The 13428-nt window shown below is 54.7% G+C and carries 14 protein-coding genes; 2 read left to right on the forward strand and 12 right to left on the reverse strand.

The features are described 5' to 3' along the window. Positions 1-134: 134 nt before the first annotated feature. From LQ945_RS09295 to LQ945_RS09315, 5 genes are read right to left on the reverse strand one after another with little or no spacing between them, the layout of a single operon-like run. A complete protein-coding gene (locus tag LQ945_RS09295) occupies positions 135-929 on the reverse strand; it encodes an IclR family transcriptional regulator (protein WP_044553345.1) in 795 nt (264 codons plus the stop codon). 24 nt (positions 930-953) lie between these two features. After that, positions 954-1709 (reverse strand): SDR family oxidoreductase, encoded by a 756-nt coding sequence (locus LQ945_RS09300; protein ID WP_269936156.1) that lies wholly within the window; start codon positions 1707-1709, stop codon positions 954-956. Next, positions 1706-2749 (reverse strand): aromatic ring-hydroxylating oxygenase subunit alpha, encoded by a 1044-nt coding sequence (locus LQ945_RS09305; protein ID WP_269936155.1) that lies wholly within the window; start codon positions 2747-2749, stop codon positions 1706-1708. Before LQ945_RS09305 ends, LQ945_RS09300 begins: the two co-directional genes overlap by 4 nt. 20 nt (positions 2750-2769) lie before the next feature. Then, positions 2770-3078 (reverse strand): recombinase-like helix-turn-helix domain-containing protein, encoded by a 309-nt coding sequence (locus LQ945_RS09310; protein ID WP_044553351.1) that lies wholly within the window; start codon positions 3076-3078, stop codon positions 2770-2772. 2 nt (positions 3079-3080) lie between these two features. Then, positions 3081-3398, reverse strand: a complete 318-nt coding sequence (locus LQ945_RS09315) for a non-heme iron oxygenase ferredoxin subunit (RefSeq protein ID WP_044553353.1) — start codon at positions 3396-3398, stop codon at positions 3081-3083. 395 nt (positions 3399-3793) lie between these two features. On the opposite strand from LQ945_RS09315, the gene LQ945_RS09320 reads away from it, so the two are divergent. Further along, positions 3794-5029, forward strand: a complete 1236-nt coding sequence (locus LQ945_RS09320; RefSeq protein ID WP_270102757.1) for an MFS transporter — start codon at positions 3794-3796, stop codon at positions 5027-5029. A 49-nt stretch (positions 5030-5078) separates the two neighbouring features. Here LQ945_RS09320 and rluF read toward each other — a convergent pair whose 3' ends face one another. From rluF to LQ945_RS24900, 4 genes are all read right to left on the reverse strand, one after another. Beyond that, a complete protein-coding gene (gene rluF, locus LQ945_RS09325; RefSeq protein ID WP_182822596.1) occupies positions 5079-5942 on the reverse strand; it encodes a 23S rRNA pseudouridine(2604) synthase RluF in 864 nt (287 codons plus the stop codon). Positions 5943-6178: 236 nt separating this feature from the next. Then, on the reverse strand, positions 6179-7099 hold the full coding sequence (gene speB, locus LQ945_RS09330; RefSeq protein WP_262239679.1) for an agmatinase: 921 nt from the start codon (positions 7097-7099) through the stop codon (positions 6179-6181). Positions 7100-8035: 936 nt separating this feature from the next. Beyond that, entirely contained in the window at positions 8036-10012 is a 1977-nt protein-coding gene (speA, locus tag LQ945_RS09335) for a biosynthetic arginine decarboxylase (protein ID WP_182822592.1), read from the reverse strand. Beyond that, positions 10005-10148 (reverse strand): virulence promoting factor, encoded by a 144-nt coding sequence (locus tag LQ945_RS24900; RefSeq protein ID WP_115058053.1) that lies wholly within the window; start codon positions 10146-10148, stop codon positions 10005-10007. Before LQ945_RS24900 ends, speA begins: the two co-directional genes overlap by 8 nt. Before the next feature lie 758 nt (positions 10149-10906). On the opposite strand from LQ945_RS24900, the gene metK reads away from it, so the two are divergent. Further along, positions 10907-12061, forward strand: coding sequence for a methionine adenosyltransferase (metK, locus tag LQ945_RS09340; protein ID WP_020828554.1), 1155 nt, complete (start codon positions 10907-10909; stop codon positions 12059-12061). A gap of 126 nt (positions 12062-12187) precedes the next feature. Here metK and LQ945_RS09345 read toward each other — a convergent pair whose 3' ends face one another. The 3 genes from LQ945_RS09345 to LQ945_RS09355 all read right to left on the reverse strand — a co-directional run bounded on the left by LQ945_RS09345 (position 12188) and on the right by LQ945_RS09355 (position 13319). Then, positions 12188-12340 carry a Hok/Gef family protein gene (locus tag LQ945_RS09345; RefSeq protein WP_071827059.1) on the reverse strand — a complete coding sequence of 51 codons (153 nt, stop codon included), beginning with the start codon at positions 12338-12340 and terminating at the stop codon, positions 12188-12190. Between the two features lie 360 nt (positions 12341-12700). Continuing rightward, positions 12701-12985 carry a NadS family protein gene (nadS, locus tag LQ945_RS09350; RefSeq protein WP_044553363.1) on the reverse strand — a complete coding sequence of 95 codons (285 nt, stop codon included), beginning with the start codon at positions 12983-12985 and terminating at the stop codon, positions 12701-12703. Between the two features lies 1 nt (position 12986). Then, entirely contained in the window at positions 12987-13319 is a 333-nt protein-coding gene (locus LQ945_RS09355; protein WP_270102758.1) for a type II toxin-antitoxin system RelE/ParE family toxin, read from the reverse strand. Positions 13320-13428: the final 109 nt, after the last annotated feature.

Genomic DNA, 13428 nt, shown 5'->3' on the forward strand with positions numbered 1-13428 from the left:
CTCACGTTCTCGCTGAATACGGTTTTCAGGCATGACAAACCCCCGGCCCCTGTTTGCCATGAGCCTTATCCCTGCCTGATTCATTGGTAGAGGACGAATATTTTCGTCCCGATTAATACGGGCGTAGCTTGCAGTTAACCGACGTTTGCCTGCGGCGGTGCGCCCAGGAAGCCGGAGATTTTCTCCGCGGCATCCCGCACTTCCATGCGCAGCCGTTCGCGATCCGCTTTCGGGATTTCATCGAACGGCACCATAATGCTGACCACGGCCTCAACCCGCTGCTCGCGGTTGAAGATCGGATAGACGATCGAAGAGATGCCATGGCGGAAAAACGACTCGCCAATAACATAGCCGCGCGCCTTGTCCTGCTGCACCATCTGCCACAGCGTTTCGCGATCCGCCGGGGTTCCCGGAGCGCTGCCCGGCAGTTGATCCTGCGGATACAGCTGTTCGAATTCGTCGCGGGTAGCGCTGGTCAGCAGCATGCGCCCCAATGAGGTTTGGTGTACCGGTAGGCGAGTGCCGACGCTGACCTGATTGATTTGCGAACCGGCGGCGCTGACGCGGGCGATGTAGATCACGTCGCGCTCATCACGGATCGCCAGATGGCTGCTGCACTGGCTGCGATCGCGCAGTTGCTCTATCACCGGCTGGCCGGCCTGAGCAACGTCCAGAGAAGCGATATATTCAAAGCCGAGGCGCAGCACTTTGATGCCCAGCGCAAAGGTGTTGGTGCGCGGGTTGCGCTCAAGAAAGCCCAGATGCTCCAGGGTTTGCACTACGCGATAGGCGGTAGCCTTTGGCATGTCGACCAGGCGATGCAATTGGGCAAAAGTCATTTCCTTGTGCTGCTCGCCAAACGCCAGCAACAGTTGTAACCCGCGATCCAGTCCTGGGATCAGATATTTACACGCTTGATCGTCCGCCATGTGCTGCTCCTGGCTAAAGGTTGATTAGTTAAAAACAAAGCCGCCGTTAACCGGCAACAGTTGGCCGGTCACGAAATTCGCCAACGGCGACAGCAGGTAGAGCACCGAGCCGTTAACGTCGTCAGGGTGCTGTGCCCCGGCCAATGCACGCCCTTGTTCGTACAGTTGATGGCGCTCGGCGGGCACGTATTCGGTGGCCTCTACCCGCGTCAGCCCCGGCGCGATGGCGTTGACGCATATCCCCTGCGGGCCCAGTTCACGCGCCATTGAGCGGGTCATGGAGATGATCGCCCCTTTGCTGGCCACGTAAGCCATTAAACGCGGTGCGCCCCACAGTGCGGTATCCGAAGCCACGTTAACGATCTTGGCATGTGGGGTTTGCGCCAGCAACGGCACCGCCGCCTGACTCACCAGCCAGGTACCGCGCACGTTGACCTGCATCACCCGATCCCACAGATCGATATCGTATTCCATCATGGTTTTGCCACCGACGCCGGTAGCCAACGCCGCGTTGTTCACCAACCCGTCGATCGCTCCGCCTTCGGCAATGGCGTTGAATGCCGCGCTGATCGACGCCGGATCGGCCAGATCGATGCTCAGCGTTTCAACCTGTGCGCCCTGCTCGCGCAGGCTGGCTGCGCTGTCCGTCAGCTCATCAGCCAGAATATCGCACATCACCACTTTGGCACCGGCCTGGCTGATGGCTGCGGCGAAACTCCGCCCCAGCCCGCGCGCCGCGCCGGTCACCACAATGCGTTTTCCCGTCAGCAAGCCGTTCACTGCGCCGCCTCCAGCTCACTGAGCTTCGCCAGCTGCTTCTGCGCTTCTTTTTGCATCATGCGACGCAAACGAGACAAACCAACGTCATGCTGATACAGATACTCTCGGCCACGCGCGTTCGGGGCCATATTTTCCAGCACGATACGATCCTGTTCCAGTACGTCCCAGTGCAGCGACTCCAGGCGATTGCGGTACATAAAGCGCCACATGTCACGCTGCCAGTCTTTCACCTTACGGATACGCCAGAAGAACACCCGGCAGTGATCCTTATCTTCCGGCACCACCATGCCGATGATCCAGAAGTGACCGCCCGGACCGAAGCGTTTCTTGTACGGGATCGACAAACGCATCCAGTAGGCACCGCTGCTGCCGAACTCCACCCAGTCAAAGTTAACGCCGATCTGGCCATTCTTCTTAAAGATGAAACCGCTGTCGGTCGGCTCCAGCGCCATGTCCGCCTTGCGATCCCCCTCAGCCATCGAGTGTGAGGACGAATGCAGGTAGGTGCCATGCATAGGATCCATCACGTTTTCCAGCGCGTACTGGTAATTGCAGTCCCAACTGGCGGTGCACAGGAAGTTGCTGTAGGCCGCTTCGTCCGCCAGTTCCGGCGGGAAGGCCAATTCAGCCGGCTCTTCATCCGCCGTCACGCCGAAATAGAGGAACACCGCACCGTAAGCCTCTTTGGCTGGGTAAGAGCGCAGGCATTTCTGCCCCACAAGCGGGCAACGATCGACCGCCGGCACGTCTTTGACCGTACCGTCGCCGCCCACTTCCACGCCGTGATACCAGCAGGCGATGCGATCGCCCAGATTCCAGCCCATGGAAAGGCGTGCACCACGATGCGGGCAGCGATCTTCCAGCGCATGGATCGCGCCGTCGCCATCGCGCCACACCACAATCTGCTGCTCCAGCCGCGTGATGCCCACCGGGTTATTGCCGATTTCCCAACTGGCCAGCACCGGATACCACATGCCGCGCAGCCCCTGGTCGAGATAGTCCTGTAAGGTCTGTGCGGAGGATGTTGTGTTTGCTGTCATTTTCTTCTCCCGGATGCTGCTCAGAAACCGTTAACGTGAAGGAATTCGCGGAATGCCGTCTCATTCCACGGCTGGCCATTGCGATCGAACAGGCGACGCTGATTCAGTGCGCTGACGATCTGCTCCAGCTCTTCCGCGCCCTGATCGAAGATCTCTTCCAACGCCGTCACCAGCGCAGTTTCGAAACCGTCCGGCACCCGGGCGCGGGTTTGCCAGATGACGTTCTGGAATTGGCCCGGCTGATGGATTTGACCGTTGCCGCCTTCGCGCGCCGGGATCACCTGTTGGGTGTCCGGCAGCCAGGGATTGAAATCGGTGATGTGCTGCATGATTACTCCTCCGCAATAAAGGTGATTTGGATTTGATTGTCGATCACCCGGGTGGCATAGGTTTGCAGATCGCGACCGCCTGGCTCACGCAGGCACTGGCCGGTACGCACGTCGAACAATGCTTCGTGCAACGGACATTCGACCTTGCCGTCATCAACAAACCCCTGGCTGAGCAAGGCATAGGCATGTGGGCAAACGTCTTCCAGCGCGTAATAGTTGCCGTCGATCAGATACACACCGACCTCTTTCCCCTCCACGTTGGCGGAGAAAGGAAAATCTTCTTTCACCTGAGACACTTCACACACGTTCTTCCAGCTCATTGCTTCTGTCCTCTATCTGATTGTTTCATATATGAAACTCAGTTTCTTATTTAATACACTCACTATAAGTCTGGTGAAACTTTCGTCAAGAGAGCAACACGGCAATTGTTAATGGAAAGTTGTTTAAACATGACAAATGCGGGAAGGATCACGAAAAAATGCACCGATATGAAAAACTGATGAAAGTTGTGCTTTCTATCACTAATTCATCGGTAAAAAGACGTTGATCTGGCGGATGCAATGCGAGTAAAAGTGCTCTCTCACTGACGAACACACCTTTTTGATAACAATAAATTTACATTAAAACGGCTCAGCCCTGCTTTTCAGCACTGTGAAATCAGCGGGTTAGTTTGCTGCTGCCTCAATTCTTTCTTCGCCCGCCAAAGGAGCGCATTGTGCAACAACGTCAACGCTGGTTCGGGGTGGTAGCCCTGCTGTTTCTGATCGTCATCGCCTATGCCGATCGGGTCAATATCGCCGTGATGCTGGTTAACCCCGAATTCTTGCAGCACTTTCAGCTCGACGGTAACCGGGCGCACCAGGGCATGCTGATGACGGTTTTTTTGCTCGGTTACGGGCTTTCCGCCATGCTGCTGACGCCCTTTCTGGAAACCCTGATGGGCTATCGCCGCGCGTTGACGCTCAGCATTGTGCTGTGGGCGCTGCTCACCGCCGCCTCACCGCTGGCGGGGTCGTTATTGCTGCTGTTTGCGGTACGCGCACTGCTTGGCGTCAGCGAGGGACCGCTGTTCTCGTTGAAAACCATGTACATCGGCGATCACTTCGCCGCCGATGAGCGCGGTAAACCCAATGCCGTCAGCACATTGGGTGTTTCCCTAGGCCTGGTGATCGGCTTTCCGCTGGTGAGTTTCCTGATGGCGCACTTTGGCTGGGCGGTCTCTTTCTATCTGCTGGCGCTGATCAACCTGCTGCTGGGGTTGGCACTGGTGCGGTTGTTTATCCACCCAGCCTCGTTACCGCCGCGCGACGTCGATCCTCAGCCGGTTCTGAGCCGTGTCTGGCACACCTTCGCCCTGGCCTGGCATACCCCGATGCTGGGTTGGATCATGCTGATCGAGATCGCGACCCTGAGCTATCTGTGGGGCTCCAGTTCCTGGCTGCCGGCTTACCTGACCGACGAGAAAGGATTTTCCATCAAACAGATGGGCTGGATGGCTTCGCTGCCGTTTATCGTCAGCATCGCCTCAAAATATCTCGGCGGAGTGCTGCTTGACCGCATTCGCCCCTATCAGGCACCGTTGATTTTCGCCTTTGGCGGTGCGGCGACCGCGCTGTGTATCTATGGCGTGATGCACAGTCATCAGCTCGGCTGGATTGCCTTCTTCCTGCTGGCGGCCAATGCCTGCTGGGGGGCTCAGGGGGCGGCGATCCCAACCCTGCTGCAACATTATGCGCAGCCGCAGGCGGTCGGCAGCGCCTACGGGCTGATTAACGGCATCGGCAATATGTTCTCGGCGTTTGTGCCGATGATTATGGGCATGGTAATGGCCAGCCAGGGCAAGGTGTCTTCAGGATTTGCGGTGCTGATGGTGTCGCAGCTAGTAACGCTGTTGGCGGGCTGTGTGCTGTTTGGCCGGATGCGGATGACGCGAGAGGCCAGGCGGGCATAAAGCAGTCGGGGCGCACATGCGCCCCGAACCCTATTCATATTACCGGGGCTCAGCGCCCTTTCTTTTTACGACCCGGTTGAGCAAAGCGCTTGCGCGCAGGCGCACTGCTGCTGGGTTTATCGGCGCTTTTCGCTCCGCTGCCGGCCGGTTTTTTCACTGCCGGTTTGGCTTTCTTCGCCGGTTTTGCTTCCGAAGTGGAGCCCTCGATCGACTTAAACAGTTCGACCAGTTCGTCGTCGGTTAAATCGCGCCATTCACCCGGTGGCAAACCGGCCATACTCACATTCATGATGCGAGTACGTTCCAGCTTGGTGACCTCATAGCCGAAATGCTCGCACATGCGGCGAATTTGGCGGTTCAGGCCCTGAACCAGCACGATGCGAAACACAAAGGGGGCTTCTTTCTTCACTTTGCATTTTTTCGTCACCGTCCCCAGCATCGGCACGCCGGCACCCAAACCACGGATAAAGTCGTCGGTGACCGGTTTGTTGACCGTCACCCGGTATTCTTTTTCGTGGTCGTTGCCCGCACGCAGAATCTTGTTCACCAGATCGCCATGGTTGGTGAGGAAGATCAGCCCCTGAGAGTCTTTGTCCAAGCGGCCGATCGGGAAGATACGGGTGCTGTGGTTGACGAAATCGACAATATTGTCTTTCTCGCCCTCTTCGGTGGTGCTGACGATCCCGACCGGCTTGTTCAGCGCGATAAAGATCAGGTTGTCTTCGTTACGAGGTTCAATCAGCTGACCGTTGACCTTGACGACGTCCCCTGGGAATACCTGATCGCCAAGCGTAACGCGCTTGCCATTGATAAAAACGTTGCCTTGTTCGATGTAACGATCGGCGTCGCGGCGAGAGCAGATGCCGCTCTCGCTAATATATTTGTTAAGACGTGTGGAAGGCTTGGTCAGCATATTTTCTCCATACCCGTCGTCTTTCAAGCCACAGCGTTGTTACCTGCACTCACCCCAGTCACCGTAGGGGGCGAATAAATTCGCCCCGCTGAACTCGGGCGCAGCATGCAGCGCCCCTACAATACCTGGGACTGAGCTGTGACTAGAAATCCATAGGTATATAGATACCGGTTATGTGTATTTCTCTATGGTACCGTGCTTACAGCCCATAACCGCCTGTTAATACTATTAAGAACTTATTTTGTTTTTTTAGCAGCTTGCAGATACAGCATCTCCAGACCCAGCGTCGCCGCAGCCAGCGCGGTGATTTCAGACTGGTCATACGCCGGGGCGACTTCTACCACGTCCATGCCGACGATGTTCAGCGACTGCATGCCGCGCACCAGTTTCAACGCACGATCGGAAGTCAGACCGCCGATGACCGGTGTACCGGTACCCGGTGCGAACGCCGGATCCAGGCAGTCGATGTCGAAGGTCAGATAGACCGGCATATCGCCGACGATCTGTTTGATCTGAGTCAGCAGATCGTCAACGCTACGATCGTTAACCTGTGCCGCGTCCAACACGGTGAAACCGTTGTCGTGGTCGAACTCGGTACGGATACCGATCTGCACTGAGCGAGTGGGATCGATCAGACCTTCGTTCGGCGCATGGAAGAACATGGTGCCGTGATCGTATTGGCTGCCGTTAGCATAGGTGTCGGTATGGGCATCAAAGTGCACCAGTGCCAGTTTGCCGAAATGTTTGGCGTGTGCGCGCAACAACGGCAGAGTCACGAAGTGGTCGCCGCCGAAGGAGAGCATGCGCTTGCCGGCTTTCAGCAGTTTTTCCGCGTGCGCCTGCAGCTTGTCGCTCATGTCCTGAGCGTCGCCAAAGTTGAACACCACGTCGCCACAATCGACGACATTCAGACGATCGCGCAAGTCAAAGTTCCATGGCCAGCGGTTGCCTTCCCAGGCCAGGTTGGTGGAAACCTGACGGATTGCCGCCGGACCGTGACGGCCACCGGCGCGGCCGGAGGTTGCCATGTCAAATGGAATGCCGGTGATGACCCACTCTGCATCGCTGTCGTAAGGCATAAAGTTCAGCGGAAAGCGCAGGAAACCAAAGGCATTGGACACTAAGGAATTATCGGGCTGATGGCCTAAGGTACTCATAGTAAACCCTCATATTTCAACGTTTCGCCTGTTGAAAAATCACACAGACGCTGGCAAAAAAAAATCCCTCCCGCGTCGTTAGCCCGACGAGAAAGGGATCCATTCGAAATCTGTTTCAGTACTGCCTATGCAGCAGATTATCGCCGCATTTCGCTCGCGCTTCAAGAGCGCGCATCATCATATCGGCTGCTCGTCGTTAGCCAGTATATACCCTGAATCCTACCGTCGTGTGACCGCTTCCGCCCGCCGAGGTTTGAACTTTGTGATTTTGATCCCTTTAGCCGGCAAGAAAAATATATAGGTTAATTATAAAAACCACTTTATTAAAAATAGGTTAATAGCCCTGTTAACAATTAATCTTTACACTTTCAGATAACACGGGATCAGTAAAGCCATGTTTAATATTATGCCCATGCGCCAACGGCGAATAATTAAAAACAACAAACTTTATATCACGCTAGAAACCCTGACTTTCTTATCAGGCATTCCGTTGGGTTATCTTTGCTCTAAATTTGACTCACTGAATGAAATATCCATAGAGGTAGTGCTTATCTATGTTCCCGTATCCATGATCGCCGTAGACTTTTTTTATCAGCGCCTTGTGAGTGACTAAGCGCTGTGTTAGTAATGAACGCGCTTATCAGCATCTGTGGGGGTAGGTAGTGATTATAAAATTTCTCAAAATATTTTCACTTTTCTTTCTTTGTTATGCGCTTGTCTTTCTGGTTAAAGGGGAAGCCATTAGCGCCAGCATAATGCTTAAACCACTAGGTTACTCTTTCCTTATCGCATCGGGGTATTTGTTCTTTACCAGCCGCTGGTGGAAAAAGCATGTTTTAAAATTGAAAGATGAGCAAATAAAATAGAATATCAGGCATCAAGATATAAAAAAGGCCGGACATCCATCAGATGCCCGGCCTTTCAGAAGCGCTCTACTTATTCATCTTCTAAATAAGTATAACCGTACAAACCGGCTTCGAACTCTTCCAGGAACTGCGCCTGCAGCTCGCTGTCCAGATCGGTTTCTTTCACCTGATCGCGGAACTTGGCCAACAGTGCGGTAGGGTCGAGCTGCACGTATTCCAGCATGTCGGCCACGGTATCGCCTTCATCGGACAATTCGGTTTCTACCGTACCGTCAGGGAAGACAAACACGTCAACCGAGGCGGTATCGCCGAACAGGTTGTGCATGTTGCCGAGGATCTCCTGATAGGCGCCAACCATAAAGAAGCCCAGCGCCGGCGGGTTTTCCGGATCGTACGGTGGCATTGGCATGGTGGTCGCCACGCCGTCGCCATCGATGTAGTGATCGATGGTGCCATCCGAGTCACAGGTGATGTCCAGCAGCACCGCGCGGCCTTCCGGCGGCTTATCCAGGCCTTCCAACGGCAACACTGGGAACAGCTGATCGATACCCCAGGCGTCCGGCATGGACTGGAACAGCGAGAAGTTGACGTAGAACTTGTCCGCCATACGCTCTTGCAGTTCGTCGATGATGGGACGGTGTGCACGATTGCTCGGATCCAACTGCTGCTGGATCTTGTTGCAGATGTTCAGATACAGCTGCTCAGCCCAGGCACGTTTGGTCAGATCCAACATGCCGTGTGCATATTGAGTATGAACATCGTGCAGATCCATTTGGCTGTCGTGCAGCCATTCACGCAGCGAGCGGCGATTTTCCGGCTCGTTCATTTCCTGCCAGGTTTCCCACATGCTTTCCAGCGCGCGTGGCGCGTCTTCTGCAGGCGGTAATGGATCGCTGAATTCGTTGCGTTCAACGCCGATCACGTTGGATACCAGCACAGTATGATGCGCGGTCACTGCACGACCGGATTCGGTGATCACCGTCGGGTGCGGCAAACCGTGTTCATTACAGGCGTCGCCGATGCCCCAGATCACGTTGTTGGCGTATTCGTTCAGGCCGTAGTTCACCGAACAGTCGGACTGCGAACGGGTACCTTCATAATCTACGCCCAGACCGCCGCCCACGTCGAAGCACTGGATGTTCACGCCCAGCTTATGCAGTTCTACGTAGAAGCGCGCCGACTCACGTACGCCGGTGGCGATATCGCGAATATTGGCCAGTTGCGAACCCAGGTGGAAGTGCAGCAGTTGCAGGCTGTCGAGACGGCCCGCTTCACGCAGGGTTTCCACCAGCTTCAGCACCTGAATGGCTGCCAGACCGAACTTGGACTTTTCGCCGCCGCTCGACTGCCATTTACCGGAGCCTTGCGACGCCAGACGCGCACGCACGCCCAGACGCGGCACCACGTTCAGGCGTTCGGCCTCTTCCAGCACCATGTTGATCTCGGACATCTTCTCGATCACCAGGTACACCTTGTGCCCCAGCTTTTCACCGATCAGCGCCAGACGGATATATTCACGGTCTTTATAGCCGTTACAGACGATCACCGAGCGGGTCATGCCGGCATGTGCCAGCACCGCCATCAGTTCGGCCTTGGAGCCGGCTTCCAGCCCCAGCGGTTCGCCGGAATTGACCAGAGACTCAATCACGCGGCGGTGTTGGTTTACCTTGATCGGGTAAACCAGGAAATAGCCACCTTCATAGCCAAACGACTCACGCGCACGTTTGAACGCGGCATTGATCGAACGCAGACGGTGCTGCAGGATCTGCGGGAAGCAGAACAGAGCCGGTAGGCGCAAACCGTCGTTTTGACGCTGTTTCACCAGCTCGGCCAGATCGACACGTGCCTGCGGGACGTCCGGATCCGGGCACACGCTGATGTGGCCCAGTTCATTGACGTCATAATAATTGTTGCCCCAGTAGGCGACGTTATAAGTGCGCAGCATCTTGCTGGCATCACGATCATTCATGGCAACCTCCTGCATGGAGCGCAAAGATTTAGATTCGCCCGTTGCTGACGGACGGTGAATCAAAAGATCATCAGACATTACTCGCCTCACATCGCGTACTGACGATACAGTCAGCCACTATCGCAGCTACAACCCGCGAGAACAACCCAACAAACCGCCCTTGCGGCAGCGAATAAAACTGCCGTTCGCGGTCAGCGATCGGTTTATTACTCATATAATTGTAAGACACCCTGTTCAAACCTCGTGAATCGGGTCAAGAAACATCCCACAGGAAGGCTGCAGGCTACCCTTGTTCAGTTCTTCAGACGACCGTTAACCGGCCCGAGAATCCTGAGTAGCGCCCAAGTGTTTATCACACCTGGAAGGTGGTGTAGAGACAAGACGGGAAATAGCAGAAGAATGTGCGCCAGAACGGCACTGCTGTTGAGAACCAACAACCGGTAGACAACGGATCATTAATCCAACCACCTCCACGCACGTCGTCCTCAATGAACGACTGAGCCTCTATTAATAGTGTAAGAACGTGACCGTTCTATGAAGCGGCGACGCCAAAGGTTGGCGTCTGCGGCTGACAATCAGACCCCCGTGGAGGCGTCACAGAAGTTTACAACTTCGTACCCCGCACTGTGCACCAAATGAGCCGCGCGCGCAGTTTATACCGATAACACGGGGAAAATGCAAAATGAAAATTTGTCGGAAACTGTTTCAAGCGATGAAAATGGCGCCGGTAGCTTTGCGCAAAAGAGCGAAAGGGCAAAAAAATACTGGCAATCCGGCTAAGCCCTGACCTAAAATAGACGTCCAGATGTTAATCCATCTATACTGGTTAACTGATAAACTGCTTAACGGCTTTGCCTGAGGGGCGTTGCAGGAAGCATCTCGCGCCATCAGCGGAAGACCCTTCGCTTTGATGCCGGATCTCCAGCGCTGTGCAGTAATTTCTAACCCGTCTTATGCAAGGTAAAGAACACCATGGCTAAACACCTATTCACGTCCGAATCCGTCTCCGAAGGACATCCTGATAAAATCGCTGACCAGATCTCCGATGCCGTCCTCGACGCCATCCTGGAACAGGATCCTAAAGCACGCGTAGCTTGCGAAACCTACGTGAAAACCGGCATGGTTCTGGTTGGCGGCGAAATCACCACCAGCGCCTGGGTAGATATCGAAGAGATCACCCGTAAAACCGTGCGCGAAATCGGCTATGTTCATTCGGATATGGGCTTCGACGCCAACTCTTGTGCCGTACTGAGCGCCATCGGCAAGCAATCCCCGGATATCAACCAGGGTGTTGACCGTACCGATCCTCTGGAACAGGGTGCTGGCGACCAGGGCCTGATGTTTGGCTATGCCACCAACGAAACCGAAGTGCTGATGCCGGCACCGGTGACCTACGCGCACCGTCTGGTGCAGCGCCAGTCCGAAGTCCGTAAAAACGGCACTCTGCCGTGGCTGCGCCCGGATGCGAAAAGCCAGGTCACCTTCCAATATGACGATGGCAAAATCGTCGGTATTGATGCGGTGGTACTGTCCACCCAGCATTCCGAAGATATTTCTCTGAAAGACCTGCAAGAAGCGGTGATGGAAGAGATCATCAAGCCGGTTCTGCCTGCCGAATGGCTGAGCGCCAGCACCAAATACCACATCAACCCGACCGGCCGTTTCGTTATCGGTGGCCCAATGGGCGACTGTGGCCTGACCGGACGTAAAATCATCGTTGATACCTACGGCGGCATGGCTCGTCACGGTGGCGGTGCGTTCTCCGGTAAGGATCCGTCCAAGGTTGACCGTTCCGCGGCTTACGCAGCGCGCTACGTGGCGAAAAACATCGTTGCCGCCGGCCTGGCTGACCGCTGTGAGATCCAGGTTTCCTACGCTATCGGCGTGGCGGAACCAACCTCCATCATGGTGGAAACCTTCGGTACCGAGAAAGTCCCTACCGAACAGCTGACCCTGCTGGTACGCGAGTTCTTCGATCTGCGTCCATACGGCCTGATCCAGATGATGGATCTGCTGCAGCCGATCTACCGCGAAACCGCAGCTTACGGTCACTTCGGCCGTGAGCACTTCCCTTGGGAAGCGACCGACAAAGCAGAACTGCTGCGCGATGCTGCCGGCCTGAAATAAGCCTGCGTATCGAATGTGAAAACGGCAAGCCTTGGCTTGCCGTTTTTGTTTTTATCGGATGGGTGCTCGTGGATCCACGCTCAAACAACCAACAGGCGGGAGCAATGCCCCCGCCGTTGGGTTGCCTTACCTTTTGGATTCGTAAGCCAGAATGGCCGCAACTTCCGTGTTGCCCGATCGGATCCGCAGCTCACAAAGTTTGCTGCGTGTTATCCATGCCAGTGATATTACAGTGGCACAAATAACGACCAGTTTTACGACACTTCCTTTGTTCGGCATCATGCCTCCTTCTCCTTGCCTCTCGGCGGGTAAGAAGCTAACCTAACGTTGTCTGGCGTTAGAGTTGGCCTCGGGTTGATATATATCGACACGGGGCTTTTCTCTTTCTATCCCTTACGAATGCTCGGGAAGAAAGATCCAGAGCACCCGCGCGCAGTATATTCATCGCCCGCCAGATCTCAGCCCCCTTTCCGCACTGAATATCCGTTCTGCGCAGCCGTACGCAAAGCTTTGCAATGGTATGAAAATACAAAAAGCGCCAACAGTTGGCTGCTAGCGCTTAAGTGTACTCAGTGACTTTCTGGTTTTATTTAACTGTAAGGGTCTAATCGTCCCGGATACTTTCATCGAGGGATAAGCCTAGTGTGAGGCAAGCTCACGGAAGAAAGCGGGGTTAGCCTGGATCGCAGCCAATACTTTTGCAGCCAGCCCGGTTGGGTTACGTCTTTTGGTTTCCCAGCTTTTAATGGTATCAATGCTGGTACCCAATACCTTGGCCATTTCGCTCTGAGAAACATTAAGCTGCGCCCTGATTGCCTTCACATCTGCGATATCATAACGCGTAACATTAGCTGGAGCCTTAACCCCGTTCTTAATGGCGACAGCTTCTTCAAGAGACGTTTTCATATCGTCAAAAAAGCTCATGTCACACCTCACCTTTCAACAATTTCGTTAATTTCTTCAGCTCTGATTTTTCCATATCGGTCAGACCGTCTTTAATGTTTTTCGGGTAGGCCATCACCAGATAGATAACCTCTTTGGTCGCCAGAAAGTAAATCACTCTGGCACTCCCCCTTTTTCCCTGGGGACCTGCTGCCATCCTGACTTTTCGCAACCCGCCGGTTTTCTGTATCAAATCGCCTTTATCTGGTGATTCGATAAGTTCTCTCTGAAGTTCTTTTAGCTCGTCATCCGTGGCTATTTGCATTATCTGGCGCGTAAACATTGGGGTCTCAATAAATACTAGCGCATGACTCACTGGCACCCTCTCCATGTTAAGGTACAAAGTACACCATAAAATGTACTATGTACACCAAGGTAACTTGAGTTCAGGAGCTCTCCAGATAGGATCCAGAGCACCCGCGCGC

It is taken from the genome of Serratia liquefaciens (genome assembly GCF_027594825.1).
GTDB lineage: Bacteria > Pseudomonadota > Gammaproteobacteria > Enterobacterales > Enterobacteriaceae > Serratia > Serratia liquefaciens_A.